We start from the raw sequence: 24,898 nt of genomic DNA on the forward strand, positions 1-24,898 counted from the left end.
GCCTTCCTTGGGTCTTGTCGCAGCCGCTGCGCAGGATCGCTTGGTCGAAGGGGGCTAAGCGGTCTAATTGCGGCGGCCGGGTTGCTTTGCGGACCCGAACGGGGCGTCCAGCCGCGGCTGCGGCCCGACAGTCCCGCCGCTAAAGCGCCGGACGGCGGAAGCGTTCCCGTTCGCGTTCGATTTCGTCGAGGGTATACGGGCTGGAAGCGGTGTCGAACCGGGTCCAGCCATCCTCGGTATAGGCGCGGCGCCGAACCGATATGTCGACGGCATCGCGATTTCTCAGGATCCCGTCCGCCTGTGCGACCAGGGTTTCCTCGGTCTTGACCACAACCAGCGTGCCGCCTCGGCGGACGCCCTCGGCGTAAAGATGCGCATCCTCCTCTTCGATCCCGGAATCGGTGAGCGATCCGATGATGCCGCCGGCCGCACCTCCGGCAAGAGCGCCCGCCGCCGCGCCGGCGGCGGTCGAGGCCAGCCAGCCAGCCGCAACCACGGGTCCGACGCCGGGTATGGCCATCAGGCCCAACCCCGTCAAAAGCCCCACCGTACCACCGCCCACGGCGCCCAGACCCGCACCGGCTCCCGCACCGGCTGCCGCACCGGAGCCGTCGCCCGAGTAGCGCTCGCCCGCATTGTTGGCGACGATGCTGATATTTTCGGAGGGAAACCCTGCCGCTTCCAGATCGCTCACGGCGCCTCGGGCTTCACCGTAATCGTCAAACAGCCCTGCCACGGTTCTCATCGTCTTCTTCCCTTTTGAGCTCTAAAGCGCGACTACGTTTCCCTGAAAGTCGAGAGCGATTGGGACGGACCTGCCGTTCTTCGTCGCGGTTGCCCGCCAGATGCCCTGATCGTCGAGCTTCAGGCCCTTGATGCCCGTGTAGCCCGCTTTTTCCATCCGCTCCCTTGCCTGGTCTTCCGTGAAGCTGTTTTCGCCCGGGACAGGTGCGGTCGGGTTTTCGGTGCCGGGGGTGGCGATGGCCGGCGTGTTTCCCGCCGTCTGCGCGAAGAGCGGCGCCGCGGCAGTGCCCATCAGCACGGCAGCGGCGAGAATGATGTTCTTCATCGCCTTTCCTCTCTCAGGGAACCTGATCCGGCCAACCAAACCGTCCGGGCCAGATTTGGTTCCGAGTGCTGCCGGTGGAGAAGCACCGATGCGTGAGCCGGCCTTGCGTCAGCCGGGAACATTATCGCGCCTCCTCGGTTGCACTCGCTCCACCGGGATCCAGGAGGAAGCGAGATGGCTACGAACGTGAAGGACGGCAAGACCGCCAAAAGCTCGAAAGGAACCCATGGCGGAAACCGCGCCGGTGATCAGGCAAAGAAGGACGACGTCAAGAAAAGCAGCCAGTCGGCCGGCAAGGATCCGCACCGGGGCAGCCGTTAACCAGCCGGCCCCCTGAGCCGAACGGAAGGAACGATCATGCTGAAGTGGGCTCTGATTTTCTTTGTGATCTCGTTGATAACCGGGTTCCTCGGCTTCTCCGGCATCTCGGCCGCGACGGCGGGGATCGCGAAAATACTGTTCTACATCGCAGTGATTATTTTTCTCGTCTTTCTGGTGCTGGCCCTGGCGGTCGGAGGCGCGGTGACCTAGTGCGACGAATCAGGCCGAAAACCGCTCCGGTCAGTGCAGGCTTTTCGAATGCATCCGCAGGAGGGATCGTGCTTCCATGGCCGAGCTTGGGCGCATGGCCGCCACATATTGTTCTGTCAGCTCCATCATTGCGAGCGCGATCTCCTGCCATGACCAGCCCGCTTCTTCAGCCAGAGCCGTAAGGACCAGGAATTCGTCCTCCAACGCTCGCTGGCATTCAAGATCGCGGCTGTTTTGCTGGCTATGAATCGTGGGGCTGATGACAGGCATATGTTCCTCCTGCAGCGCACATCGACAGACGCACGCACTCGCTACAGCGCTTTGATTTACCTAATGATTTTGCCCTTCGCTTCCGTTCCGGGCGCTCATGCGATAGCTGTCAGACAAACGCCACGACGGGGTCCGCGGTTCCATCACGTTCGCACCTTGGAGCATTTCCAGCAGAGTATCGACCGGGTTTGCTGCAAGTCCCGGGCTTTGACGGGAGCGTTCCCGCCCTGCGGAACTTCCGAAAGACTGACGTGTTGTCAGGGAAGTCCCGTTTATTTGGATGACCAGCATGACGTCAATGCCTCCGAACGCACCTTCGGAACACCCTTCCGAGCCGCTCGCACTGCCGCGTCTGGTCGACGAGGAGGCCGAGGCCTTCGTCGCCGAGGCAATCGCCGAGCTGGGCCGATCGCAAATTCCGTTTCTGATCGCCGGCACTTTCGCCGTCAGCGCGCATACCGGCATATCCAGGCCGACCAAAGACCTCGACGTTTTCTGCAAGCCGGGCGATTACACCCGCATTCTCAATCACTTCAAGTCGCTCGGATACGCCGTCGAAATCGAGGACGACCGATGGCTGGGCAAGGTCTTCAAAGGCAAGTCCTTCTTCGACGTCATCTTCTCTTCGCCGAATGGAACCATGCTGGTCAGCGACGCCTGGTTCGCCAATGCCCTGTCGGTAGAGATCGGTCCCTCCACCTGCTCGATCGTCGCGCCGACGGAACTCGTGTGGTCCAAGGCCTTCATCCAGCTTCGCCACCGCTACGACGGTGCCGACGTCGCGCACCTGATCCTGAAGGCGCATGACCGAATCGACTGGGCAAGATTGCTCGGATACATGGAAGCGCATTGGGAGGTCCTGCTCATCCACATCCTGAACTTCAGATGGATCTATCCCTCCGAACGCTGCAAGGTCCCGCTCTGGCTGATGGACGAGCTCCTGAGCAGGCTGGCGGAACAGAGAAGCCTCCCGCCGCCGCTGACGAAGATCTGTCGCGGCCGGATGTATTCGCGTCCCGACTACGAAATCGATGTGAAGGAATGGGGTTTCGCCGATGTCGGAGGCGACTCCGACGTCAGCGCAGAAACTGAGGATACGGACTGATGCGCAAGTTGAAGGTAGCCGCCGTAGCGGACCTGCACGTGAAGGAGGACCGGTCGGTCTCCTATACGGACCTGTTTGCGGAGATCTCGCGCGCCGCAGACGTGCTCGTGATCGCCGGCGACCTGACGGACCTCGGGAAACCTGCGGAAGCGGAGCTTCTCGCGGCTGATCTGAAATCCTGCACCATTCCGGTTGTCGCGGTGCTCGGAAATCATGATCACCAATGCGATGCCGTGGAGGAAGTCTCGTCGATCCTTGTCAAGGCGGGTGTGCATCTCCTCGACGGTCAGAGCATCGAAATTGCCGGGGTCGGCTTCTGCGGAACCAAAGGCTTCATCGGCGGCTTCGGCCGGCACATGCTCGGCGCCTTCGGCGAAGCTGCTATAAAGACCATGGTGGGGACAAGCGTCGACGAAGCAATGCGGCTGGAAAACGCCTTGAGGGCGACCAGGGCGGAGCGCGCGCTCGTCGTGCTGCACTACGCGCCGATCCCTGAAACCGTCGCCGGGGAGCCGAAGGAGATCTACCCGTTTCTCGGATCTTCGCGGCTCGCGGAGACGATCGACCGTTTTAAGGTGAGCGCCGTCGTTCACGGCCATGCCCACAAGGGCGCCTACCAGGGACAGACGCCGGGCGGCGCCCCGGTCTTCAACGTCGCCGCCCATGTGGAGAAGCCTACGGGCAGGCCCTACGCGATACTCGAACTCTGAGGCGCCTTCCGAAGGTCACGGCCTGAGGACAACCTTGATGCAGCCGTCCTTTCTTTCCGCGAAAGTCTTGTAGAGTTCGGGGCCGTCCTCTAGCCCGCCGCGGTGAGTCACCACGAAGGACGGATCGATCTCGCCCTTTCGAACCCGCTCCAGGAGCGAGGGCAGATAGCGTTGCACGGGCGTCTGAGCCATTTTGAGCGTCAGTCCCCGGTTGAGCGCCGAACCAAGCGGTACCTTGTCGAGAAAGCCGCCATAGACGCCGACGACGGAGACCGTGCCGAAATTCCGGCAGCAGTGGATTGCCTGCCTGAGCACATGCGGCCGGTCCGTTCCCATGAAGGTTGCAACCTTCACGCGGTCGACCAGCGAATCCAGGCTCGCCCGGCTGTCGGGTTCCGTCCCCACGGCGTCGATGCAGGCATCTGCTCCGCGGCCATGGGTGATCTCCATGATACGGTCGTAGATATCCTCCACCATAAAGTCGAGCGTCATGGCTCCCGCCTGCTCGGCAAGCCTCAGACGCTCCGCGATCGTATCGATGCCTATGACCCGTTCGGCGCCGAGCAGGAATGCCGAGCGGATGGCCATCTGCCCGACGGGGCCGCAGCCCCATACTGCGATCGTCTGGCCGGGTTCGATGTTGCAGAACTCCGCGGCCATGTAGCCCGTCGGGAAGATGTCGGAGAGGAAGAGCGCCTGTTCGTCCGTGAGTTCCTCGGGGACTTTGATCGGGCCGACATCGGCATGCGGCACGCGGAGATACTCCGCCTGTCCGCCGCTATAGCCGCCGAGAAGATGGGAGTAGCCGAACAGGCCGGCGGGCGAGTTGCCCCAGAGTTTCGCGGCCCTTTCCCGATCGGGGTTGGTCCGCTCGCAGGCGGAATAAAAGCCTTTGCGGCAGAAGAAGCACTCGCCACAGGCGATGGTGAAAGGAACGACCACCCGATCGCCCACCTTCAGCCCCGTCGCGCCCTTCCCGACCTCCACAACCTCGCCCATGGTTTCATGGCCGAGAACGTCGCCATTCTCCATGGAGGGAATGAGGCCGTGAAAAATATGCACGTCCGATCCGCAAATCGCACAGGCAGTGACCTTGATGACGGCGTCGCGGTCATCTTTGATCTTCGGATCCGGCACGCTCTCGCAACGGATATCGCCTTTGCCATGCCATGTCAGGGCTCTCACGTCGCAGCTCCTTGTCATCGCTGGAAGGAAAAGAAAAGGACGGCGCGCTGCTCGTCCTCTCACGTTTCTCCAAACACCCAGCCAGGACAGGTGTTCCCTGGAACGGAGGCGATCGATGGTCCGCCCGGATGCCCGGCTACAGCACCTGCAGGAAAACTGTGATTTTCCGTGCAGAAACGCGTAGCTTCAAAGTGCTGGAGCGTTTCGCTGCTTTAATGAAACAGCGAAACGCTCCAGGGACGGGCTTCAGGCTTGCTTCCTTCGGACGATCACACGACGAGCACGAAATCGCCCGCGGTCAGGCCAGGATGCGTCGACAGCGAGGCGAACTGCACGGCGGCATGACCGGACAGGCTGCCGTCGGCGTCGTAGTAGAGCGCACCGTTTGTCGTATTGTAGATGATCTTCTGGTTCACGTTCTGCGCCGCGGTTGCACCGGCCGCCGCGTAGAATTGCGAGTTTGCCAGCGAACCGCCACTCAGTGTGGTGAACACGCTCTTCGACAGGAAGAGCCTGTCTCCGGTGGTGAAATCCAGGACCGTGTCGACGTTGGTGGCACCGAGAGCGAAGTCGAATTGGAAGATATCCGCCCCCGCACCGCCGAAGAGGACATCGCTTCCGCCGCCGCCCGAAAGGAGATTCGCGTTGGCGTCGCCGCTCAGGCTGTCATTGCCGGTCCCGCCCCAGATATTCTCGATGTTGCGGATGGTGTCCTCGGCGACGCCACCGACCGTGACGGTGGTATAGTTGGCGCCGTCGAGTGTGACGGAAACCGATGCTGTCTTGTCCTGGTAGTTCGCGGTATCTGAGGCCGCCCCACCATCGAGAATGTCCGCCCCGCCGCCGCCCGTGAGCAGGTCCTTGCCGTCATTGCCGTTGAGGGTGTTGGCGAAGTCGTCGCCCGTAAGCCTGTCGTTGCCCTTGCCGCCGAACACGTTCTCGATGTTGCGGATGGTGTCTTCGGCGACGCCCCCGACGAAGACGAAGCTGTCGTTGGCTCCGAAAAGGGTCACATCGACAGACGCCGTCTTCTCCCTGTAGTCCGCAGTGTCCACACCCGCGCCACCATCGATGAAGTCGGCGCCGAGAGCTCCCCGGAACAGGTTGTTGGCGGCATCGCCGATAAGCGTGTCGTCGCCGGAACCCGAGAGAATGTTCTCCACACCGCGGATGATGTCTTCGGCGACGCCGCCGACGAGGACGGTCGCGTTCGTGGTGCCGTTCAGCGTGACAGAGACCGCTTCGGTCTTCTCGAGATAATCCGCGGTGTCGGTACCGTTTCCCCCGTCCAGAACGTCGTTGCCGAGGCCCCCTTTCAGCGTGTCGGCGCCGTCGTTGCCGATAAGGACATTGTCCAAGCTGTCGCCGGTGAGCGTATCTGCGGCCGAGCCCCCGGCTATGTTCTCGAAATTGCGGATCATGTCCTCCGTCACACCGCCGACCCTGACGCTCGCGAAGTTGGATCCGTCGAGCGTGACGACCACGGATTTCGTCTTGTCCCGAAAATCGGCCGTGTCCACGCCGGCGCCGCCGTCCAGCGTGTCGGCGCCCGCGCCGCCGCGTATCGTATTGCTGCCGCCGTCGCCGGTCAGCACATCGGCACCGGCACCGCCGAAGATGTTTTCGATATTGCGGATCGTGTCCTCGGCCACGCCGCCGACGGTCGCGATGGCATTGGCTGCGCCCGCAAGCGTCAGCACGACACCTGCCGTCTTGTCGCTGAAGTCGGCCGTATCGGACCCGGCGCCGCCGTCGATGATATCCTGTCCGCCGCCGCCCTTGAGAAGGTCGCCGCCGCCGCCGCCAATGAGGATGTTGGCCTGCAGGTCGCCGGTGATCACATCCGCGACCGCGCTGCCGGTGACATTCTCGATATTGCGCAGCGTATCCTCCGCAGCGTTGCCAACGATCACCTTCGCGTCGTTAGCGCCGTTGAGCGTTACCGCGATCCCCTTGGCGGAGGCCGAATAGTCGACCGTGTCGCTGCCCGCCCCGCCGTCAAAGAGGTTTTGAAACCCGTCGCCGGCGAACACGTCGTTGCCCGAGCCGCCGATGACGTTCTCGATGTTGCGCAGCGTATCCTCCGCGACGCCGCCGACGAAGACCGTCGCCGCGTTCGCGCCGGCCAGCGTCACGACCAGCGATGCCGTCTTGTCGCTGTAGTCGGCCGTGTCGCTGCCCGCACCTCCGTCCAGCAGGTCGGCGCCAAGGCCGCCGCGGAACGTATTGGCGGCGGCGTCACCGGTAAACTGGTCATTGCCGGATCCGCCGATGACGTTCTCGATGTTGCGAACCGTATCCTCGGCCATCCCGCCGACCGTCGCAACGGCATCGGCCGCCCCGTTGAGCGCCAGCACGACGGATTGTGTCTTGTCGCTGAAGTCTGCGGTGTCGCTGCCGGCGCCGCCGTCCAGCACGTCGGCACCGAGGCCTCCGCGAAACGTATTCGTGGCCGCATCGCCGATGATCGTGTCATCTCCCGCGCCGCCGACGATGTTCTCGATCTTCGCGATCAGATCCTCCGCAACGCCGCCAACCGTTACCGTAACCGGCTTGCTGCCGTTCAGCGCCACGGCAATCGCGGCCGTCTTGTCGCTGTAATCGGCGGTGTCGCTGTCTTCGCCACCGTCCAGGGTATCGGCACCGTCGCCTCCCTTGAGCCAGTCGTTGCCGCGCGCGCCAGAGAGCTTGTTTGCCCCCGCATCGCCGATGAGCGTGTCGTCCGCCGACCCGCCGACGATGTTCTCGATGTTGCGGATCGTGTCCTCGGCGACGCCGCCGACGAAGACCGTCGCCGCGTTCGCGCCGTTGAGCTGTACGACGACGGAGGACGTCTTTTCGCGGAGATCGAAGGTATCCACTCCGTCGCCGCCGTCGGCCGTGTCGTTGCCGGCGCCGCCGAAGAGCGCGTCGTCGCCGCTGCCGCCGTTGAGAATGTCGTTCCCGGCCTCGCCGCGAAGCACGTTGTTCCGGTCGTCACCGGTCAGAATGTCGTTGCCCGAACCGCCATAGACGTTTTCGAAGTTGCTGATGGTGTCCTCGGCAACACCGTTCACGAACACAGTTGAAGGTGTCGAACCCGCCAGCGTGACCACGACCGAGGCGGTTTTGTCGGTGTAGTCGACCGTGTCGTTCCCGTCGCCGCCGTCGAGCACGTCGTTTCCGCCGCCGCCCCTGAAAAGGTTGTTCTGCGTGTCGCCGGTGATGACGTCGTCACCGGAGCCGCCATAGATGTTTTCGATTGCGCGCAGGATGTCCTCGGCAATGCCGCCAACCATAACGACCGCGTCGCTGGTTCCGTTGAGCGTGACGGTGATCCCGGCGGTCTTCTCTCGATAGTCGGCCGTGTCGACGCCCGAGCCGCCGTTGATGATGTCCGCGCCTCCCAGCCCCTGAATGAGGTCGTCGCCGGCGAAGCCGCTGATCGTGTCGTCCAGATCCGTGCCTATGAGAATATTGTTTCCCGATGTGCCGCTAATGACTGCCATGGAAATCCCTCCCTGTGGCTCCCGACGGGGCGACCAGGTTTCTGGGCCCAACGCTTAGAGTATTGCCGAGCTGAGCATTTCCGCTTTTCTCCGAGTTGAGGAAATGCTCTACCCCTTTTGTTTTGCCGCAATTCCGGACGGAAGGCCCATGAGCATTGGAATTGCACTAGAGAAATTCTTCACTGGTTCATGCGCGCAGCCCTATCTGCCCGTGTCTGCATCAGGAAGTCGCGCTGTCTCAACTGGTCGTGTCGCGGGATGGAAGAATGCCTGCGGCCTGTCGTCGCTTCCCGCTTGAACTTATCGCAATCAAATGTGTTCTATGATTTTGGGCCGGCTCTACCCGAAAATTGGGCTATTGCGGCGCTCCTTCACAATCGCAAATATGGTCCGTTCGCCAATTCCGGCATGACCTCGTCCGGCAAAACAGACTACCAAAATTCCCTACTACAGCCTGTGCCCGTCACGCCGCCTGCCCTGTTTCGCTCCATCCTGCCGGGGTGCGGCCTGTTTGTGGTCCCCGATCCTGCCACCGCCGGTTCCCGACTTGGCAATCGCGTCTGAGGTGAGACTGGTGGAAAGCAGCGTGGTGACCAGCGGCGGCGTCGAAACGGCAAAGCGACCGCAATTCTTCAGAAACTGGCGGCGATCCTCTTCGCTGTCCGCTGTCGAATTTTTCGGTTCCTTGATCGGCATCGTCGAAATTCCGGTGCGTTCAGCAATATGCGCAAGACTACACCGAGGGATACTGGCACCGCCCGCTGCGGTTGGGAATATAGGAAACCATATAGTGAAGGTGGCACTCGCGTTGACTTACGAACTTTACGACTGAGCGGAATGCTGTCGCCCCCATCCTGGATTCGCGCCCGAGGAACAAAGCATATATTGTTCTCTATATTTCGGCTTATACGGTTTGATGTAAACATTCGTGCTGTGAGGTTGTGTCTACTTCGCCGGGCGCAAAACGCATTGCAGCAACGCGCCCGTAAAAATCTTCACCTCTTTGAGGAAAGGGTCACCTATGCTTACACGTAGGAGAATTGTTTCCATATGCGCGCTTGGAGTGTCCTTTCTAATGGTGCTCCCGCTTGTTTCAATCACTGTATTTGACGGAACTTCCGACAAGGCCTTTGCAGACAGCCGCGATATCGGCCACAAGAAAGGCGATAAAGGCAAACAGGACAGCGGCACGGTTAACACGGGAGATTGATCGGCACCTGTGTGTCGCAAGCTCCATGCAGTTCGGAGGCTCGAGGGCCTCCGTTTTTTTGTGAGATTCTCTTGGCAGAGCCTCTAGACGAGATGAGGAAAAGCGTGTGCGGTTTTCCGCCCGCAGTCCGCGTCTCAACCTCTTGGGAATCGATCACGGTCATGCTTTTAGGTCGACCGGACCTGAATGCATCGTGATCTAAGACTTCAAGGGGTTGGTGTACTGCACATGAAGCGCGGCGAGCGTCGCGCGATTGCTGATGTCCAACTTGCGGAAGATGTTGTGCAGATGGATCCCGATCGTACCTTCGGACGTTCCGAGTTTCGACGCGATCATGCGGTTGGAGAGGCCGCCGCAGATCAGCGCAGCGATCTCGCGTTCGCGCGGCGTGAGCAGACTGAACCTCTCCAGCGTCGCGTCGTCGCTGACTTGCGACGCTTTCGCCATCAGATCGGCCGGCAGCCACTTCCCGCCCATGGCGACTTGGCGCATGCAGTCCAGCAGTGCCTCTGGAGCATATTCCTTCAGGAGAAGGCCGGAGAGCCCCATCTTCAGCGCTTCGGCGATCTGCGGCCCGCTGATCGTCGCGGTTAGAAAAATTACTCTCGTGAGACGACGGGTGCCACGGATGGCACGAAGAATTTCCAATCCGCCCATGCCGGGCATAGCCACGTCGAGGACGGCGATGTCGGGCTGAAGGCGGGATATGAGTGAAACCGCCTCGACGCCGCTTGCCGTTGCACCGACGACCCTGAAATCAGGCGCTGCGACGATGATGTCCTGCAGCCCTCGCAGGATCAGCGGGTGATCGTCCACGAGCAGCACCGAATGCATCACCTGAACTCCAGCTTCAGCGGCAACGTGATCTGGAGACCGAGGCCCGGCGCATTCCGGCAAACCGCCAGCTTGCCGCCAAGCTCTGCGACCCGCTGCGACAGCGAGATGGGCTTCTTGAGTTTGAGTTCATCCGGCATTCCCGTGCCGTTGTCGGTGATCTCCAGGTTCAAGAGCTCCGCGGTCCCGGCAAAAGCTATCCGCAACTCAGTGGCTCGCCCATGGCGGACCGCGTTAGCGGCGGCTTCGGAGATCAGTTGCATTATCTCGTAAAGCATCCATTTGGGGACCATCAGTTCCGCAGGTCCGAGCGAGACCTCGATCGCGCAATTCCACTGCGCCTTCAGGAGGTCGAGGAACTCCGGCAGCTCCTGGTCGAGCCTGGCAAGGTTCCCCTCCTCGCCCTGCCGGTTCTCGTCCACGAACTTGCGTACGCATTGCTGCTGCTCCAGGATGAGTGAACCCACCTCCGTCAGCTGTGACTTTGCGCCTTCCGGGATCCCCTCCCCGATCAGTTTCAGTTTGAGGCGCGCAGCGGTGAGGTTCTGAAGCACGCTGTCGTGCAGATCCCGGGCAAGGCGCATGCGTCCTTCGGCACGGGCTGCCTGAATGAGGGCGACACGTTCCAACTCCGCCCCGACCCGTGTGGCCATGATCCTGGTCAGGTCCTTGGTGTCGTCAGCTGCATTGCCGAAGCTGATGACGAAAACTGCGCCGCGATAACGCAGGCTCGAAAAAGCGGCCGAAAAGACTTTGCAATCGGATTGATCGGAGCTTGCGCGGATTTGGGGCAGGTCGGCGAAAAGGCCGTTCAAAGCCTCACCGCTCTTGGAGTAGCGCCCGTCGTAGCGATCGGGATCGTGACGCCGCCAGAATTCGGGCTCGTTGAGGTCGGCGAGTTGGAGCGTTCCGTTGGTCCAATACGCGGCACATCCGGATTCGAACTCCTGCTCGCGCCAGATGACGAGCAGGTGTGCATCGCCGAGAACGCCGGAAGCATGCTCCAGCAAAATGCTCAACCAGGACACCCGGTCCTCCCCGATCGCACCCTGCGGCCACTGAGCGAGATGCGCCAGGCGCTGACGGCTTCGTTCCCTGTAGGCTCCGAAATAGCCGAGCGTCGCCGCGATGAGCACGAAATAAGTGGACCGCATGATGAGCAGGTTGAGCCCGGTCTCGCCGTCGAGAAGATCGGGGAGGCCCACCACGAGCTGAACGAAGAGGGCAACCAGGGCTCCAAGCGCGGCTCCCTTCAGTCCCCAGCGCATCGTCATCGCGAGGATAACGAAGGGGAGGATCGAGAAGAAAGGGCTCGCCAATTCATTTGTCAGGAAGGTCAGCCAGCCGACGACCGCCGCATCGATGCCGTGAATAAGCAGGTGCACCGGACTGATGAACGGGTAGCGCAGCGGGAAGATGACCAGGGCCACCGAAAGCAGAAGATAGAGACCGAGAACGACTCGTGATTCATAAAGGAACGAGTTCGGCCGGGTGGGGTCGAGATAGATCGCCAGAATTGCGAAGACGGCCGTGATCACGCGACCGAGACAGATCAGGCGTTCGGGATCGGTGCGCAGCAGCCATTCGCGCGCCAGCCCGGCCAGTTCCTTGGCGGGACGGTGGGCGCGCGTCGCCGAATCGTTTTGGCTTGATTGCGTGATCGCCATGCGCAACTCCGAATCCGCGCACTCGCGAGAGTGAAAATTTATTTTAGTATTTTGCGATCTTCACTGCGATCGGGCCAAATGTCAACGAGCTGCTACAGAGCCGGAGTCAGCGCGTTCCCATCGTGATCTAGCGCGCCGTTCGACGGCCCCGGCGGAGGGGAGAGCGGGAACCGCCGAGGACCAGAGCTGCGGCGGCAATGCCCAGCACGCAGACAGCCGTGGCGGCGATCGGGATCCGGGCCGGCGAGCGGAGCCCTCCGTCTATGCCTCCGGCCGCAGCCGGTGCCCTGAAGAGGTTGCCGTGGCTCTTCGCTATGCGCGGTGCCCGGCTCAGATAGCGCGATGTCAGCCGCGCCACCAGCCGCGTTGTCGTATTCGGAGCGACGAAATGCGCGAACCGCGTTAGGTCGGCGACGACACCGACGGTCATCGAATTGCGCGGACGTTCCGCCAGGCGCACGATAGCCCGGGCGGCGCGGCGCGCATTGTAGACCGGCGGGGGAACACTGAGCTTGCGGCCGGTATAATTGGCGCCGTGCGCAACGCCGGGTGTATCCATGAATGTCGGATAGACGTCGCAGATATGGATGTCGCGCTCGTCGGCAAGCTCCGCGCGCAGAGCCTCCGAAAAACCTCTCAGACCGAATTTGCTGGCGCTGTAGGCAGCGGCAAAGGGTGCCGAGGCGAAACCGCCGAGCGAGATCATGTTGATGAAGACGCCGTGACCCTGCTTGCGGAAGATCGGGATCGCCGCATGCGCGTCATTGATATGGCCGATCAGGTTGATGCGAATGACCTGTTCATGCGCTTCGATCGGCGTTTCCTCGAAGCGGCCAACGGCGCCGACGCCGGCATTGCTGAACCACACATCTATCCTGCCGAAGCTCATCGCCCGGTTGGCGAGATCCTTGACTGCATCGGCGTTGGTCACGTCGGTGGGTGCGACAAGAACCTGCGCGCCGAGCTCCCGGCAGGTCCTCGCCACCTCATGAAGTGCGGCCGCGTCCCGCGCCGCAAGTACGAGCTTCGACCCCCGCCGGGCAAAAGCTTCGGCCGTGGCCTGCCCGACACCTGACGAGGCGCCGGTGATGACGACCACAAGCCTTTCGAGAGAGTTCCTCATGTCGCTCCTCCATCCGCGGCGCGGGCGCCAGCCGCGACCGCATCGCGAGCACGCCCGCCAATCCCTCGGGAACCGCGAACGCTCGGAGATGTTCCAGAGAAGCCTGCGGGTATCAACGCCTGGTCTTTCCGGCGTCCGACACCTTACCGCGATGCGGATCCTTCAGGTTTTCGCCGACGGCGTCCCGGTCGCGTTCCGGATCATCCTTGGCGGGGAGGTAGCCTCTCGGGCGTGTCTCTTTCGGTCCTTCCCACCGCGGCGATTGCTCGGTGGTGCCGGGTGTTCCTTCCTTTGGCGTTTTCATGGTTTTCTCCAATCGAGGCAAATTCCAGGAACGGCTACGGCCGTGGCGCTCATTCCTGATCTTTCATGTCGGGCAGAGGATTGCGCTGGTCCGCGTCCTCGAGGTCGGACTTGACGATGTATTCATCCCTCCTCAAGCGCGCCGCTTCCCGTGCGGCCTTTTGGTTGGGAATGTCATCCGGTTCGATCGGAGGCTTCTCGGCCTCCGGCCGCAGGTCGCTGTCACTCTCGACACGTTCCTTCGTCTTCACGTCCACGGCACCCGCCGATTGCTGCTTGTTCTTCTCCATCTTGCTCTCCTGCTGCACGTTTCCTTGCGTCAGTGGGGCAACGTGAAGCCGTTGGCGAAGTTCCATCGCAGGCACTGCCACATGGCCCGATGGGCCGGAACAAAGGCAGTCTGCACGAGTTAGGGCCGCGTGCTCGCGCGGCAGCCCGGCACTGCCGAGGCCATTCCGCATGAAGCCTTGCGAAGGAGTTTGTGACGATGGAAGAATTTCCGCACCCTCCCTTTCCCCGCCAAACCCAGGAGATGCCCGGCACCACCGATCAGATGCAGCCGCTGCCGGACCACGGGGAAAACTCCTATCAGGGCTCCGGACGGCTGAAGGACAAGCGAGCCGTCATTACTGGCGGCGACAGCGGGATCGGCAGAGCCGTGGCGATCGCCTATGCGCGGGAGGGAGCGGACGTCCTCATCAGCTATCTGAGCGAGCATGACGATGCCATGGCGACAAAGGCTCTGGTGGAGGAGGCCGGCCGCAAGGCGGTGCTCGCCGCAGGCGATATCCAGTCCTCCGACCATTGCCGGCGGATCGTCGAAACGGCGGTTCGTGACCTCGGCGGCATCGATATTCTGGTCAACAACGCGGCCCATCAGGCCTCGTTCAAGAACATCGAGGACATCAGCGACGAGGAATGGGAACTGACATTCCGCGTCAACATGCACGCCATGTTCTATTTGACCAAGGCCGCGGTGCCGCACATGAAAAAGGGCAGCGTCATCATCAACACCGCTTCCATCAATGCCGACGTTCCCAATCCGATCCTGCTCGCCTATGCGACGACCAAGGGGGCGATTCACAATTTCAGTGCCGGTCTGGCGCAGATGCTGGCCGATCGGGGGATAAGAGTGAATGTCGTGGCCCCCGGCCCGATCTGGACGCCGCTGATCCCCTCCACCTTGCCCGAGGATTCGGTCGCCAATTTCGGCAAACAGGTGCCGATGAAGCGGCCGGGGCAGCCCGTGGAGCTCGCCTCCGCCTATGTCATGCTTGCAGATCCGATGTCGAGCTACGTATCGGGCGCAACAATCGCCGTGACCGGCGGCAAGCCTTTCCTCTGAGGGCGGCGCGTCCACTCCATAGCAGCCGCCTTCGAGATCAGGATGCCGAGGGTGTCGGCCACCACTGCCCGGTCCGATAGCGCCTTCCTCACCATCCTTAATAGCGGCATGCAGGCTCAGGCCGCCAGGCTCGCGGCTCGAGAGCCGGGCTATGAAGGCGGCGAGGATCGAAGGAGGAGCCGCCGCCGCGCAATAATCCTCCCCCGGGGCAACACAGCCCACCATTCGTGAATTTCATTCACAGGCATTGCGACTGGCGAGGTGCTTATCGCAGCCGCCCGACGGCAGCATATTGCACTGCGAAACGTCAACCTTCGCCAACATCTGTAATCCCGCTTCGCTTGCGAATGCGGGCGGAAAGGACTTTGCCATGCCTTTGGCCATCTTCGCGTTAACGATCGCGGCTTATGCGATCGGAACCACCGAGTTTGTGATTGTCGGTCTCCTGCCGACGGTCGCCACCGACCTCGCAATCACCCTGCCGCTTGCCGGACTCATCGTCAGCGTCTACGCGCTCGGCGTCACTTTCGGCGCCCCGATCCTGACGGCGCTGACCGGACGGATCGAACGTAAGCCCCTGCTTCTCGGCCTGATGGCGCTCTTCATCGGCGGCAACACGATGGCGGCACTGTCGCCGAGCTATGAAGTGCTGCTCGTCGCGCGCGTGCTTTCGGCCTTCGCCCATGGGGTCTTCTTCTCGGTCGGCTCGACAATCGCCGCCGATCTCGTGCCGGAGGACCGCCGCGCTTCCGCGATCGCCATGATGTTCATGGGACTTACGGTTGCGCTCGTCACCGGCGTGCCGATCGGCACCCATATCGGCCAGGTCTTCGGCTGGCGGGCGACCTTCTGGGGCGTCGCTGCACTCGGTGTCGTCGCCTGTGCCGGTATTGCCGCCCTGCTCCCGGGCACGCTCCGCAAGGCTGCCCCGGCGACCGTTCTCGATCAGCTGCGGGTGCTCGGCTCCGGCCGGCTGCTGATCGTCTTCGCCATGACTGCCCTCGGCTATGGCGGCACCTTTGTCGCCTTCACCTTCCTGGCACCGATCCTGCAGGAGGTCACCGGCTTTTCCGAACAGAGCGTCAGTCTCATCCTCGTGCTCTATGGCGTCGCCATCGCCATCGGCAACATCGCCGGCGGACGGATCGCCAACGCCGACCCTGTGAAGGCACTCGTCGGCCTCTTCCTCCTGCAGGCGCTCGTGCTGGTGATCTTTTCCTTCACCGCCGTCTCGCCGGCCCTGACGCTCGTGACGCTTGGCGCGCTCGGCTTCCTCTCTTTCGCCAATGTGCCGGGCCTGCAGCTCTACGTGGTGCAGCTCGCCAAGGAGCACCGCCCCGGTGCCGTCGACGTCGCCTCGGCGCTTAACATCGCCGCCTTCAACCTCGGCATCGCGCTCGGCGCCTGGCTCGGCGGCACGGTGGTCGCTTCACCGCTCGGGCTCGCCGCCACCCCCTGGGTCGGCGCCATCCTCGTTTCGGGCGCGCTGCTGCTCACGCTCTGGAGCGGCGTGCTCGACCGGCGCGGGTCGGCATCCGGCGAGCCGGCAACCGCCGCAAACTAGGCCTTTCGGGAGAGCAGCGCTGCCGCTTGCATGCGGCAGCGCACAATTGGTCGTTGCGTTGCTCGCAGCCAGTCCGTATAAAGCCGGAACTCACCCCGGACCCGGTGAAACCCCGGGTGGCTCTTCTGGCCGCCGATCCGCCAGACAACGCAACAGCATCAAACCATGACGAGCCGGTCCTCACGCCGGCCTGGTGCGCTACTCTTGCGAAGAAAATCATGAAACTGACACTTGCCAGCTATAAACGCGAATGGTTCTCCAACATCCGCGGCGACGTCCTTTCAGGCATCGTCGTGGCGCTTGCACTGATCCCGGAGGCGATCGGCTTCTCGGTTATTGCCGGCGTCGATCCGAAGGTCGGCCTCTTCGCCTCGTTCGCCATCGCCTGCGTTTCCGCCTTCGCCGGCGGCCGCCCTGGGATGATCTCGGCGGCGACCGCCGCCACCGCCGTCCTGATGGTCACTCTCGTCAAGGAGCACGGGCTCGAATATCTCTTTGCAGCCACTCTGCTGATGGGGCTCATCCAGATCGCCGCAGGCTTCCTGAAGCTCGGGCGGGTGATGCGCTTCGTCTCGCGCTCGGTGATCACGGGCTTCGTCAATGCGCTCGCAATCCTGATATTCATGGCGCAGCTTCCCGAACTCATCGGCGTGCCGCACGTGACCTATGTGATGATTGCGGCGGGACTAGCGATCATCTACCTCTTTCCATATGTCACCAGAGCGGTTCCATCGCCACTCGTCGCGATTGCCTTCCTGACCGGGGTCGCCTTCTGGACCGGCATGGACATCCGCACGGTCGGCGATCTCGGCGAGCTGCCGTCAAGCCTGCCGATCTTCGCCCTGCCGCAGGTGCCGCTTACCTTCGAGACGCTGCAGATCATCTTCCCCTATTCGGTGGCGCTTGCCGCCGTCGGCCTGCTCGAGTCCCTTCTGACCGCTCAGATCGTCGACGACATGACGGACACGACAAGCAACAAGAGCCAGGAATGCATCGGCCAGGGCGCCAGCAACATCGCCTCCGGCCTTATCGGCGGGATGGGCGGCTGCGCCATGATCGGCCAGTCGGTGATCAACGTGACCTCCGGCGGACGCGGGCGTCTCTCGACCTTCGTCGCCGGCGCCTTCCTTCTCTTCCTTATCCTTGTCCTCGACGATCTCGTGCGCATCATCCCGATGGCTGCACTAGTGGCCGTCATGATCATGGTGTCGGTCGGCACCTTCTCCTGGCGTTCCATCCTCGACCTGCGCCGCAATCCCCTGCCCTCGTCCGTTGTCATGCTGGCGACCGTCGTCACCACCGTCGGAACCCACGATCTCGCAAAAGGCGTTCTGGTCGGGGTGCTCCTGTCCGGAGTGTTCTTCGCCGGCAAGGTCGCCCGGCTCTTTCATGTCCGCTCCATCCTGGACGAGGGCGGCAAGCTGCGCACCTATCATGTCGACGGACAGATCTTCTTCGCGTCGACCGAGGGTTTCATCGGCGCCTTCGACTTCGCCGAGCCGCTGGAGAAGGTCGTCATCGACGTCAGCGAGGCGCATCTGTGGGACATCACCGCAGTCGGCGCTCTCGACAAGGTGGTGCTGAAGTATCGCCGCCACGGCGTGGCGGTCGACGTCATCGGCCTCAACGAGGCAAGCGCTCACATGCTCGACCGCTTCGCCGTGCACGACAAGAGTGATGGCGGGGCGCTTGCGGCAATGCATTGACTCCGGCAGATGGAGCGGGATGCGATGCCTCCCGCTTCTTGGCGCCGCGTGCACCTCACTCGTCGATCCGGAAACCCACCTTCATCACCACCTGGTAATGCGCGACCTTGCCGTTCACGATCTGGCCGCGAATTTCATCCACTTCGAACCAGTCGAGATTACGGGTGGTTTTCGAAGCGCGGGAAATCGCCCCGTCGATGGCCTCGGTTATCGAATTCGGCGAACTGCCGATCAGCTCGATCTTCTTATAGACGTGCTCGCTCACGATTTCCTCCTGAAGGATTACGGTTGATCCCAGGCTCGCCGAGCCTCCTTGCGGGGCGCGGCAAGGGATGACAGCGCGATCGCCGCCAGGGACAATCATGCCCCTGTTGAGCGCGAACCGCCAGCCATCGGGCGAATTCGGCCTGCCTTGCGCTAGTCGGCCGGCTGCCATCGGGATCAAAATGCTCTATTCTGTGCCCTGGCCAAGTCCAACGCGACGTCCCCGTCAGGGATGCGCGAACGGGCCAGGAAGGAGGCCGCGATGCTGCCTACCCGACGTTCCCTGCTTGCCGCGTTTCTGGCCGTGCCCGCCCTGCCCGTCGCCAATCGGGCCGAGGGTCAGGAACCGACATTGCCGCTTACACCCGCTTGCGGCGACGATGAGGACCTGACCCCCGCACTGACGGCAGGCCCGTTCTACAAGCCCGACGCACCTCTCAGGCACGAGCTTTCCGGCGACGCCCCGAACGGAAAACGCATCACCATCGCCGGCTACGTGCTCGACGGCAATTGCCGGCCGGTCGCCGATAGCCTTGTCGAAATCTGGCATGCGGACGACACGGGCGCTTACGATACGCGCGGCTACAGGCTGCGGGGCCATCAGATGACGGACAAGCGCGGACGCTGGTGGTTCGGCACCATCGTCCCGGCGCTCTATCCGGGGCGCACCCGGCACTATCACTTCCGGGTGCGCCGTCCCGGTGCCGCGGTCCTGACGACGCAGCTCTTCTTTCCCAACGAACCTCAGAACGACCGCGACCGCCTCTATTCGCCTTCGCTGCTGCTTGACATCCGCGACACGGAAGACGGCAAGTTCGGGCGGTTCGATTTTGTCGTGTGACGCGCTCGCGGAGGTGTCGGCACCGGATGAACCGCCGGGCGCTTCGCCGACATCGAAACAGATGGCCCTGGTAGAATTCGGCCGGAGACGAGGACGAATTGATGAAACAGAGACTTTTGGCGCAGGACGCAAGCGAACGCACCTTCATTCTGGTGCTCGAGGAGGGCGACGAAGCGTTTTCCGCGATTTCGGCCTTCGCAGCGCAGAAGGACATCGCGGGCGCGTCGGTGTCGGCGATCGGCGCCTTCAGCCGTGCCACGGTAGGCTTCTTCAGTATCGAAGCCAGAAATTACAGGAAGATCCCCGTAGCGGAACAGTCGGAGGTCCTGAGCGCGATCGGCGACATTGCACGCGACGAAGCCGGCGAACCCAGCTTGCATATGCATGCGGTTCTGGGCCTGGAAGACGGGTCGACCCGTGGCGGACACCTTCTCGAGGGTTACGTCCGTCCGACCCTGGAGGTCATCATCCGCGAAAGCCCAACCGAACTGCGCCGGCGCAAGCGGCCGGAACTCGGGATAGCGCTTATCGATCTCGACGCGGAATGAGCTCAGCTCTTCGCGCTGGAATTCGGGTTGCGCTTGTCTTTCCTGCTGACGTCGCCTTTTGCCGCTTTGGTGCCGCCGCCCCATTCCTGCGCCTTGCGAGACTCATCTCCGCCGACCTTACCAGGCTGGTTCTTCTTGGCGGTGCCGCTTTCCCCCTTGGTCTTGGCACGATCCGATTTACTTTCCATCTTGGGCTCCATCCGTCATTTCTGGCCGCGCAGGCCGAAGAAACCGAAACTGAGCGCTCGCCCGTTACGGTATCGTCACGGGCGGCGGGCGTTGCGACCAGCGGCGCGTTCCTCCCGCGGAGTCATCGTCTTCGGGAGGAAGGGCTCGCCAGTGGGCCAGTCACCAGGCCCGCCAGCCGCTTGACCAGTAACGGCCCTTCAGGTCGCCCAGCCGGTCCTCGATGTCGGCGATCAGGTCCTCGATGCGCGAGGAGCTTCGCGAATGCCAATAGGGACGGCTCGTACCCGCAAGGAGCAGCCCAAGAAGACCAATCACGGCGAGTGCCGTCCAGGCGGGATGTTCCCTTGCCATCTCCCCGGCCCTGCGGCCCGTATTCGCGATGGCCCTGCCGGAATAGATGCCGAGATCGGAAAGCCTTTCCGTCAGTACGTCGACCTGCTCGCGCAAGGACCTGACTTCTTCTTCGATGCTCGCCTGGTTCGGAACGCCGACCGAACCGCTCTTCGTATCGACGACCCCGCGCGGTATGGTGGAACCGAGTCGCTTTTCCTGTGCCATATGCTCATTCCTCCGTATCTGGGCCCCAACTCATCAGAGATAGCAACGCGGAAACGGCGGGCGAGGGTCCGGAGTTCCTTTAGCGGTTGAATTTGGATTCGATGAACGCCGAACAGGCGGTCTGCGATCCATCCGCCTGCCGGCACCTCTCCCGGCAAGCGGAACGAAGACCCCGGCAGGCGGCTGAGAGTCAGCAGCGGATTGTAGATGCTTTGGAAGGGCTCTAACTTCGCCCGCCATCTCCCGAAGGCCGCGCGCAGGTGAGGACGAAGCGGCGGTAGAAGAATGTCCTCAGCCTGTTTCTGAGATCGGCTTTCCTGCGCTGGGCAGCTGCGATCGGCCAATGGGAGCACAGCCGTATGTCTCGAAAGCCGGCTGCCCCGATCAAGGGGACGAGCCTCTTGGTGGTGAGGCCGTCGCCGAAGGGCAGACGCTCCATGATCTTCGCGTGGCGTTCGCTCATGGCTCCATCGTAATGCGGGTCATGCCCGATGAACCGCTCGAGGGCAGACACCGCAAGCGACGCCAGGCGGCCGAGCGGCGTCGGTTTCGACCAGTCTCCGTCGAAGACGAGCAGTCTGCCGCCCGGCTTCAGCAGGCGGAACCATTCGGCGAAAGCCTCCTCCGGTTCGGTCAGCGTCCAGACGAGGTGCCTGCAGACCACGGCATCATAGGCCCCGTCCGGCTCCATGGTGCGTTCCGCATCGGCGAGTATGAACCGAACCCGGTCGTTCCCGGCGTGCTTGCGTCGCGCGACGGCGAGCATGGCCTCGGAAAAGTCGAGCGCCGTCACCTCATGGCCGAGCGAAAGGAGCACGTTGGTGACCTCACCCGTCCCGCAGGCGAGTTCGAGAACCTTCATCGGTCGCGCGCCGAGCGCATGGCGCATTGCTGCCGCCCAGGCGTCGAGCTCCGGCCCCGGCGGTATGCGGTGGCCGAAGGCCAGGTCGAAGGTTTCCGACCGCTTCGACCAGTATTCGCGGATGTCTTCCTTCAGGTGGTGGTTGCGCATGTCCATGGGATCAGGCCCCGACGGCGGCGATCGCGGCACGCGGGCGGGGCTGAGGGGGTCTTGCGCGGTACCGGATGGAGCAGCTTCCGTCGAAGTCCTGTTCGACCTCGACCTCGATTCCGAAGACCGCGCGGATGCGCTCCACCGTCAGCACCTCCAGCGGGCGCCCGAGCGCCACCAGCCGGCCGGCTTGCATCACTGCGATCCGGTCGCAGAACATCGCGGCGTGGTTGAGGTCGTGCAGCGCGGCGACCACCGTCAAGTCCTGGCGGCGAACAAGGTCCAGCAGACTGATCTGATGGCCGATGTCGAGATGGTTGGTCGGCTCGTCGAGGAGCAGGATCTTCGATTGCTGCGCCAGCGCCCGCGCGATGTGCAGCCTCTGCCGCTCGCCGCCGGAGAGCGTGTGCCACAGGCGATCGGCGAGATGCGCCATATCGACATTTTGGAGAGCCGCGTCGACGATCGCGTCATCCTCCGGTGACCAGGGCGAAAGCGGCCCCAGATAGGGTGTGCGGCCGAGTTCGACCGCCTGACGCGCAGTGATCCGCTCTCCCGTCTCGGCCTGCTGCTCGACCAGAGCGAGCCGCTGCGCGACCGTGCGGCGTCCGAGCGTGCCGATCGGACAACCGTCCAGAAGCACCTCTCCCCTTTTCGGCTTGCGGATGCCTGATATGAGCGACATCAGGCTCGTCTTGCCGGAACCGTTCGGGCCGATGATGCCAAGAAACTCTCCCGTCTCGACCGTGAGGGAGACCTCCTTAAGAATTTCGGCCCCACCGGCCGACCATGAAACCTCGCAGGCCGAAAGCGTCATGCGCGGCCCCTCCTTTGTCCAAGTATAATCGCGAAGGCCGGAGCGCCGACGAGTGCAGTGATCACGCCGATCGGCAGGACCTGGCCGGGGATGAGTATGCGCGACAGGATGTCCGCGACGATCATGAACACGGCGCCGATGAGCGCCGCTGCCGGCAGCAGGACACCGTGGCGGACCCCGACGAGCATGCGGGCCGCATGGGGAATGACGAGGCCGACGAAACCGATCGACCCGACGATGGAGACCATGACCGCCGTCATCATCGCCGAGACGCCGACGAGCGCGAAGTAGGTCCGCCTGACCGAGATGCCGAGAGATGCGGCCGATTCCGAACCGAAGGTGAAAGCGTCGAGCGGACGGGCATGCCAGAGACACACGAGGAGACCGAGGAGCGTCACTGGTATGGCGAGCCAGGCATCCGGCCAGCGCACGCCGGAAAGGTTGCCCAGCAGCCAGAACATGATGCCGCGCGCCTGTTCGGCCGTCGCCGCCTTGGTGACGATGAAGGAGGTCAGGGCGTTGAAAAGCTGCGACCCCGCCACACCCGCAAGAATGATCGCCGAGGTGCCGCGGCCGGCCTTCACCGCGAGCAGGCTGACCAGGATGAAAGCGACCAGCGCGCCGATGAAGGCGCCCAGCGGCAGCGTCAGCAGGCCGGCGCCCGCACCGAGGATGGCGACGCTGACCGCGCCTGTCGAGGCTCCCGCGGAGATGCCGAGAATGTAGGGATCGGCCAGCGGATTGCGCAATAAAGATTGCAGGACGGCGCCGGAGAGCGCGAGCGCCGCCCCGCAGGAAGCGGCCACGACTGCCCGGCTCAGCCGGTAGCTCCAGATGATGCCCTCGTCGATCCGCTCCAGAGGATAGCCGGCATTCCACAGCCGGTTCGCGACCGTCTGCGCAACGGTCTTGAAGGGGATCGCCGTTTCGCCGATCGCAGCGCCCATCCAGAGCGCCGCAATCAGAATGACGAGCGCGGCAAGAGCCGCACCCAAGCGCCCGGTTCCCCTGCGCCCGGCCAAGGTCAGCATGCGGCTCACTTGCCCAACCCACCCTTGGAGGCGAGTCCGGCCTTGGCGATGGCATCCGCCAGCGCCTCTATGCCTTCGATCGTGCGGATCGTCGGGTTCATTGCCTGCGCATCCATGCCGAACACGTAGCCTTTGGCGACCGCCGGCATGAGTCTCGCCACGGGATCTGCCTCCAGGAATTCGAGCTTGGCTTCCAGGCTGTCGAGGGGGTAGCGGCGGCGTTCCATGGAGCCGGCAACGATCATCGTCGGTTGGGCCTTGGCGATGGTTTCCCAGCCGACCGTCGGCCACTCGTCTTCGGTCTTGATTATGTTTTCTATCCCGAGTGCAGCCATGATGTAGCCGGGTGCGCCATTCCTGCCGGCGACATAAGGGTCGGCATCGGCGGCGCTGGAAAACCAGAAGACCGCCGAGAGCCCGCCTCCGGCCGAAGCGACCTTGGCGCGCGCCGCCTCCTCGCGCCGCTTGAGCCCGGCGACGACCTCCTCGCCCTTTTCCTGGACGTTGTAGATTTGCGCCAGTTCGCGAATTTCCCGATAGACGAGGTCCATCGTGAAGACCTGCCGGCGCACGCCGTCGCTCGCTGCCGAATTCTCCTTTCCGGCGCAATCGGACGGAGACGTATAGACCGGAATACCGAGCTCCTCGAACTGCTCGGGCCTCGCGACCACGCCTTCCGGGCCGACCTGCCACTGGAACTGAACCGCCACCATGTCCGGCTTCTTGGCGAGCACGCTTTCGAAGCTCGGATCGTTGTCGGCCAGGCGTTCGACCTTGGTATTAACCTCCTCGAAGCCTTCAAGAACCGGGCCGACCCAAAGGGCGGTGCCGACGACCCTGTCCCCAAGGCCTAGCAGATAGAGGATCTCGGTGCTGCTCTGGCCGATCGAGACGGTGCGCATGGGCATCTTTTCGAAGGTGACCTGCCGCCCGCAATTCTCGAGTGTCAGCGGATAGGTCGTCTCGGCAGCGGCGGCAGGATGGCCGAGAGCCGTTGCGTCTGCGGAAATGGTAATGAGAGCCGCAATGAGCGGTCGTTTCAGAAAGGTGTTCATGAATCTTCCCCGAATGTGGTTGAAGGCCGCTATGCGGCTGTGGTGGTCAGGCGGCCGATCGGATTCGATCAGACGAATGGTGGCTGAGCCTCGGGGAAACTGATGAAGGGCTGCGCTGCAAGGCGCGGAATGTGGTCATGGCTTGCTCCTGCTCCGGGCATCCCCGCCCGTGACGTTGGATCGATGTTGACGGCAGGTCTCCTGGCTCACGGACAGAGGTCGCTCATCTGCCTTCCCGCGCTTCACACGCAGTGGCTGGCGCCTTGGCGCCACGAGGATGAACGACGATCCGCTTACAGTTGCGGGGGCAGCCACGGTTTTGGTCCCTTTTGGGTCGTCCGCACCGTGTTCCCTATTAATCCCCTCCACCTCACGGGTAGGGGAACCGTCAGTCCCAGTTAATGTGGAACGCAGCCGCCGGTCAAGGTGGAAGGCGACGGTTGTGCCCGCACACGTGATCCGGCCCATGCTGT

General features: G+C 63.0%; 28 protein-coding genes, 1 riboswitch and 1 other annotated feature. Of the genes, 10 read left to right on the forward strand and 18 right to left on the reverse strand.

Translation table 11 applies throughout. The features are described from left to right. Positions 1-139: 139 nt before the first annotated feature. Together SINAR_RS0105705 and SINAR_RS0105710 are read right to left on the reverse strand one after the other, a co-directional pair. Positions 140-745, reverse strand: a complete 606-nt coding sequence (locus SINAR_RS0105705) for a general stress protein (protein WP_027998183.1) — start codon at positions 743-745, stop codon at positions 140-142. Between the two features lie 21 nt (positions 746-766). After that, on the reverse strand, positions 767-1,069 hold the full coding sequence (locus SINAR_RS0105710) for a PepSY domain-containing protein (protein ID WP_027998184.1): 303 nt from the start codon (positions 1,067-1,069) through the stop codon (positions 767-769). Positions 1,070-1,243: 174 nt separating this feature from the next. On the opposite strand from SINAR_RS0105710, the gene SINAR_RS1000000135065 reads away from it, so the two are divergent. Both SINAR_RS1000000135065 and SINAR_RS1000000135070 read left to right on the forward strand, forming a co-directional pair. Continuing rightward, a complete protein-coding gene (locus SINAR_RS1000000135065) occupies positions 1,244-1,390 on the forward strand; it encodes a hypothetical protein (RefSeq protein ID WP_084617077.1) in 147 nt (48 codons plus the stop codon). A 36-nt stretch (positions 1,391-1,426) separates the two neighbouring features. Continuing rightward, complete coding sequence (locus SINAR_RS1000000135070; RefSeq protein ID WP_027998185.1) at positions 1,427-1,600, forward strand: DUF1328 domain-containing protein; 174 nt, start codon at positions 1,427-1,429, stop codon at positions 1,598-1,600. A 30-nt stretch (positions 1,601-1,630) separates the two neighbouring features. On the opposite strand, the gene SINAR_RS0105725 is transcribed toward SINAR_RS1000000135070, so the two are convergent. After that, entirely contained in the window at positions 1,631-1,870 is a 240-nt protein-coding gene (locus tag SINAR_RS0105725; protein ID WP_027998186.1) for a hypothetical protein, read from the reverse strand. 280 nt (positions 1,871-2,150) lie between these two features. Here SINAR_RS0105725 and SINAR_RS0105730 point away from each other — a divergent pair, with 280 nt between their 5' ends. Together SINAR_RS0105730 and SINAR_RS0105735 are read left to right on the forward strand one after the other, a co-directional pair. Next, on the forward strand, positions 2,151-2,975 hold the full coding sequence (locus SINAR_RS0105730) for a nucleotidyltransferase family protein (protein ID WP_419761320.1): 825 nt from the start codon (positions 2,151-2,153) through the stop codon (positions 2,973-2,975). After that, a complete protein-coding gene (locus tag SINAR_RS0105735; RefSeq protein ID WP_027998188.1) occupies positions 2,975-3,685 on the forward strand; it encodes a metallophosphoesterase family protein in 711 nt (236 codons plus the stop codon). Before SINAR_RS0105730 ends, SINAR_RS0105735 begins: the two co-directional genes overlap by 1 nt. Before the next feature lie 15 nt (positions 3,686-3,700). Here the strand turns inward: SINAR_RS0105735 and SINAR_RS0105740 are convergent, their stop codons facing one another. The 3 genes from SINAR_RS0105740 to SINAR_RS0105750 all read right to left on the reverse strand — a co-directional run bounded on the left by SINAR_RS0105740 (position 3,701) and on the right by SINAR_RS0105750 (position 9,054). After that, entirely contained in the window at positions 3,701-4,870 is a 1,170-nt protein-coding gene (locus SINAR_RS0105740) for a zinc-dependent alcohol dehydrogenase (RefSeq protein ID WP_027998189.1), read from the reverse strand. Positions 4,871-5,139: 269 nt separating this feature from the next. Then, on the reverse strand, positions 5,140-8,358 hold the full coding sequence (locus tag SINAR_RS0105745) for a beta strand repeat-containing protein (RefSeq protein ID WP_027998190.1): 3,219 nt from the start codon (positions 8,356-8,358) through the stop codon (positions 5,140-5,142). Positions 8,359-8,805: 447 nt separating this feature from the next. Next, positions 8,806-9,054, reverse strand: a complete 249-nt coding sequence (locus SINAR_RS0105750; protein ID WP_027998191.1) for a hypothetical protein — start codon at positions 9,052-9,054, stop codon at positions 8,806-8,808. 325 nt (positions 9,055-9,379) lie between these two features. On the opposite strand from SINAR_RS0105750, the gene SINAR_RS1000000138160 reads away from it, so the two are divergent. Continuing rightward, on the forward strand, positions 9,380-9,568 hold the full coding sequence (locus tag SINAR_RS1000000138160; RefSeq protein WP_027998192.1) for a hypothetical protein: 189 nt from the start codon (positions 9,380-9,382) through the stop codon (positions 9,566-9,568). Positions 9,569-9,766: 198 nt separating this feature from the next. Here the strand turns inward: SINAR_RS1000000138160 and SINAR_RS0105760 are convergent, their stop codons facing one another. The 5 genes from SINAR_RS0105760 to SINAR_RS0105780 all read right to left on the reverse strand — a co-directional run bounded on the left by SINAR_RS0105760 (position 9,767) and on the right by SINAR_RS0105780 (position 13,785). Then, entirely contained in the window at positions 9,767-10,402 is a 636-nt protein-coding gene (locus SINAR_RS0105760) for a response regulator (RefSeq protein ID WP_027998193.1), read from the reverse strand. After that, positions 10,402-12,069, reverse strand: coding sequence for a sensor histidine kinase (locus tag SINAR_RS0105765; protein WP_027998194.1), 1,668 nt, complete (start codon positions 12,067-12,069; stop codon positions 10,402-10,404). Before SINAR_RS0105765 ends, SINAR_RS0105760 begins: the two co-directional genes overlap by 1 nt. A gap of 127 nt (positions 12,070-12,196) precedes the next feature. Further along, the gene (locus SINAR_RS0105770) at positions 12,197-13,192 is read right to left on the reverse strand and encodes an SDR family oxidoreductase (RefSeq protein WP_027998195.1); all 996 of its coding nucleotides are present in this window, start codon (positions 13,190-13,192) and stop codon (positions 12,197-12,199) included. A gap of 112 nt (positions 13,193-13,304) precedes the next feature. Further along, positions 13,305-13,496 (reverse strand): hypothetical protein, encoded by a 192-nt coding sequence (locus SINAR_RS0105775; protein ID WP_027998196.1) that lies wholly within the window; start codon positions 13,494-13,496, stop codon positions 13,305-13,307. A gap of 49 nt (positions 13,497-13,545) precedes the next feature. Then, a complete protein-coding gene (locus SINAR_RS0105780; protein ID WP_027998197.1) occupies positions 13,546-13,785 on the reverse strand; it encodes a hypothetical protein in 240 nt (79 codons plus the stop codon). Between the two features lie 197 nt (positions 13,786-13,982). On the opposite strand from SINAR_RS0105780, the gene SINAR_RS0105785 reads away from it, so the two are divergent. The 3 genes from SINAR_RS0105785 to SINAR_RS0105800 all read left to right on the forward strand — a co-directional run bounded on the left by SINAR_RS0105785 (position 13,983) and on the right by SINAR_RS0105800 (position 18,110). Next, the gene (locus tag SINAR_RS0105785; RefSeq protein ID WP_027998198.1) at positions 13,983-14,840 is read left to right on the forward strand and encodes an SDR family oxidoreductase; all 858 of its coding nucleotides are present in this window, start codon (positions 13,983-13,985) and stop codon (positions 14,838-14,840) included. A gap of 370 nt (positions 14,841-15,210) precedes the next feature. Continuing rightward, positions 15,211-16,404 carry an MFS transporter gene (locus SINAR_RS0105795; RefSeq protein ID WP_027998200.1) on the forward strand — a complete coding sequence of 398 codons (1,194 nt, stop codon included), beginning with the start codon at positions 15,211-15,213 and terminating at the stop codon, positions 16,402-16,404. A gap of 94 nt (positions 16,405-16,498) precedes the next feature. Next, positions 16,499-16,554: a sequence feature (sul1 is cis-regulatory element that is thought to sense ions involved in sulfur or methionine metabolism; They are found in Alphaproteobacteria), on the forward strand. Between the two features lie 68 nt (positions 16,555-16,622). Then, on the forward strand, positions 16,623-18,110 hold the full coding sequence (locus tag SINAR_RS0105800; RefSeq protein ID WP_027998201.1) for a SulP family inorganic anion transporter: 1,488 nt from the start codon (positions 16,623-16,625) through the stop codon (positions 18,108-18,110). Positions 18,111-18,165: 55 nt separating this feature from the next. Here SINAR_RS0105800 and SINAR_RS0105805 read toward each other — a convergent pair whose 3' ends face one another. Then, positions 18,166-18,375: a dodecin gene (locus SINAR_RS0105805; RefSeq protein WP_027998202.1), complete on the reverse strand. Its 210-nt coding sequence runs from the start codon at positions 18,373-18,375 to the stop codon at positions 18,166-18,168. Positions 18,376-18,636: 261 nt separating this feature from the next. Here SINAR_RS0105805 and SINAR_RS0105810 point away from each other — a divergent pair, with 261 nt between their 5' ends. Both SINAR_RS0105810 and SINAR_RS0105815 read left to right on the forward strand, forming a co-directional pair. Then, positions 18,637-19,215: a dioxygenase family protein gene (locus SINAR_RS0105810; RefSeq protein ID WP_027998203.1), complete on the forward strand. Its 579-nt coding sequence runs from the start codon at positions 18,637-18,639 to the stop codon at positions 19,213-19,215. 101 nt (positions 19,216-19,316) lie between these two features. Beyond that, the gene (locus SINAR_RS0105815) at positions 19,317-19,763 is read left to right on the forward strand and encodes a PPC domain-containing DNA-binding protein (RefSeq protein WP_027998204.1); all 447 of its coding nucleotides are present in this window, start codon (positions 19,317-19,319) and stop codon (positions 19,761-19,763) included. 2 nt (positions 19,764-19,765) lie between these two features. Here the strand turns inward: SINAR_RS0105815 and SINAR_RS0105820 are convergent, their stop codons facing one another. The 6 genes from SINAR_RS0105820 to SINAR_RS0105845 all read right to left on the reverse strand — a co-directional run bounded on the left by SINAR_RS0105820 (position 19,766) and on the right by SINAR_RS0105845 (position 24,425). Next, positions 19,766-19,951 carry a hypothetical protein gene (locus SINAR_RS0105820; protein ID WP_027998205.1) on the reverse strand — a complete coding sequence of 62 codons (186 nt, stop codon included), beginning with the start codon at positions 19,949-19,951 and terminating at the stop codon, positions 19,766-19,768. A gap of 160 nt (positions 19,952-20,111) precedes the next feature. Then, positions 20,112-20,510: a hypothetical protein gene (locus SINAR_RS0105825; protein ID WP_027998206.1), complete on the reverse strand. Its 399-nt coding sequence runs from the start codon at positions 20,508-20,510 to the stop codon at positions 20,112-20,114. 223 nt (positions 20,511-20,733) lie between these two features. After that, positions 20,734-21,528, reverse strand: a complete 795-nt coding sequence (locus SINAR_RS0105830; RefSeq protein WP_027998207.1) for a class I SAM-dependent methyltransferase — start codon at positions 21,526-21,528, stop codon at positions 20,734-20,736. 4 nt (positions 21,529-21,532) lie between these two features. Further along, positions 21,533-22,339, reverse strand: a complete 807-nt coding sequence (locus SINAR_RS0105835) for an ABC transporter ATP-binding protein (protein WP_027998208.1) — start codon at positions 22,337-22,339, stop codon at positions 21,533-21,535. Further along, positions 22,336-23,370 (reverse strand): FecCD family ABC transporter permease, encoded by a 1,035-nt coding sequence (locus tag SINAR_RS0105840; RefSeq protein WP_033057007.1) that lies wholly within the window; start codon positions 23,368-23,370, stop codon positions 22,336-22,338. The genes SINAR_RS0105835 and SINAR_RS0105840 overlap by 4 nt, the downstream gene beginning before the upstream one ends. Positions 23,371-23,375: 5 nt before the next feature. Continuing rightward, positions 23,376-24,425 (reverse strand): ABC transporter substrate-binding protein, encoded by a 1,050-nt coding sequence (locus SINAR_RS0105845; RefSeq protein WP_027998210.1) that lies wholly within the window; start codon positions 24,423-24,425, stop codon positions 23,376-23,378. A gap of 174 nt (positions 24,426-24,599) precedes the next feature. Beyond that, positions 24,600-24,830, reverse strand: a riboswitch (cobalamin riboswitch). Between the last annotated feature and the right edge of the window lie 68 nt (positions 24,831-24,898).

The organism is Sinorhizobium arboris LMG 14919, assembly GCF_000427465.1.
GTDB classification, from domain to species: Bacteria; Pseudomonadota; Alphaproteobacteria; order Rhizobiales; family Rhizobiaceae; genus Sinorhizobium; species Sinorhizobium arboris.

Bases quoted from the DNA above. Each gene is read 5' to 3' on its own strand.
- SINAR_RS0105705 (WP_027998183.1), bottom strand. From the start codon at position 745: ATGAGAACCGTGGCAGGGCTGTTTGACGATTACGGTGAAGCCCGAGGC.
- SINAR_RS0105710 (WP_027998184.1), bottom strand. From the start codon at position 1,069: ATGAAGAACATCATTCTCGCCGCTGCCGTGCTGATGGGCACTGCCGCG.
- SINAR_RS1000000135065 (WP_084617077.1), top strand. From the start codon at position 1,244: ATGGCTACGAACGTGAAGGACGGCAAGACCGCCAAAAGCTCGAAAGGA.
- SINAR_RS1000000135070 (WP_027998185.1), top strand. From the start codon at position 1,427: ATGCTGAAGTGGGCTCTGATTTTCTTTGTGATCTCGTTGATAACCGGG.
- SINAR_RS0105725 (WP_027998186.1), bottom strand. From the start codon at position 1,870: ATGCCTGTCATCAGCCCCACGATTCATAGCCAGCAAAACAGCCGCGAT.
- SINAR_RS0105730 (WP_419761320.1), top strand. From the start codon at position 2,151: ATGACCAGCATGACGTCAATGCCTCCGAACGCACCTTCGGAACACCCT.
- SINAR_RS0105735 (WP_027998188.1), top strand. From the start codon at position 2,975: ATGCGCAAGTTGAAGGTAGCCGCCGTAGCGGACCTGCACGTGAAGGAG.
- SINAR_RS0105745 (WP_027998190.1), bottom strand. From the start codon at position 8,358: ATGGCAGTCATTAGCGGCACATCGGGAAACAATATTCTCATAGGCACG.
- SINAR_RS0105750 (WP_027998191.1), bottom strand. From the start codon at position 9,054: ATGCCGATCAAGGAACCGAAAAATTCGACAGCGGACAGCGAAGAGGAT.
- SINAR_RS1000000138160 (WP_027998192.1), top strand. From the start codon at position 9,380: ATGCTTACACGTAGGAGAATTGTTTCCATATGCGCGCTTGGAGTGTCC.
- SINAR_RS0105760 (WP_027998193.1), bottom strand. From the start codon at position 10,402: ATGCATTCGGTGCTGCTCGTGGACGATCACCCGCTGATCCTGCGAGGG.
- SINAR_RS0105765 (WP_027998194.1), bottom strand. From the start codon at position 12,069: ATGGCGATCACGCAATCAAGCCAAAACGATTCGGCGACGCGCGCCCAC.
- SINAR_RS0105770 (WP_027998195.1), bottom strand. From the start codon at position 13,192: ATGAGGAACTCTCTCGAAAGGCTTGTGGTCGTCATCACCGGCGCCTCG.
- SINAR_RS0105775 (WP_027998196.1), bottom strand. From the start codon at position 13,496: ATGAAAACGCCAAAGGAAGGAACACCCGGCACCACCGAGCAATCGCCG.
- SINAR_RS0105780 (WP_027998197.1), bottom strand. From the start codon at position 13,785: ATGGAGAAGAACAAGCAGCAATCGGCGGGTGCCGTGGACGTGAAGACG.
- SINAR_RS0105785 (WP_027998198.1), top strand. From the start codon at position 13,983: ATGGAAGAATTTCCGCACCCTCCCTTTCCCCGCCAAACCCAGGAGATG.
- SINAR_RS0105795 (WP_027998200.1), top strand. From the start codon at position 15,211: ATGCCTTTGGCCATCTTCGCGTTAACGATCGCGGCTTATGCGATCGGA.
- SINAR_RS0105800 (WP_027998201.1), top strand. From the start codon at position 16,623: ATGAAACTGACACTTGCCAGCTATAAACGCGAATGGTTCTCCAACATC.
- SINAR_RS0105810 (WP_027998203.1), top strand. From the start codon at position 18,637: ATGCTGCCTACCCGACGTTCCCTGCTTGCCGCGTTTCTGGCCGTGCCC.
- SINAR_RS0105815 (WP_027998204.1), top strand. From the start codon at position 19,317: ATGAAACAGAGACTTTTGGCGCAGGACGCAAGCGAACGCACCTTCATT.
- SINAR_RS0105820 (WP_027998205.1), bottom strand. From the start codon at position 19,951: ATGGAAAGTAAATCGGATCGTGCCAAGACCAAGGGGGAAAGCGGCACC.
- SINAR_RS0105825 (WP_027998206.1), bottom strand. From the start codon at position 20,510: ATGGCACAGGAAAAGCGACTCGGTTCCACCATACCGCGCGGGGTCGTC.
- SINAR_RS0105830 (WP_027998207.1), bottom strand. From the start codon at position 21,528: ATGGACATGCGCAACCACCACCTGAAGGAAGACATCCGCGAATACTGG.
- SINAR_RS0105835 (WP_027998208.1), bottom strand. From the start codon at position 22,339: ATGACGCTTTCGGCCTGCGAGGTTTCATGGTCGGCCGGTGGGGCCGAA.
- SINAR_RS0105840 (WP_033057007.1), bottom strand. From the start codon at position 23,370: ATGCTGACCTTGGCCGGGCGCAGGGGAACCGGGCGCTTGGGTGCGGCT.
- SINAR_RS0105845 (WP_027998210.1), bottom strand. From the start codon at position 24,425: ATGAACACCTTTCTGAAACGACCGCTCATTGCGGCTCTCATTACCATT.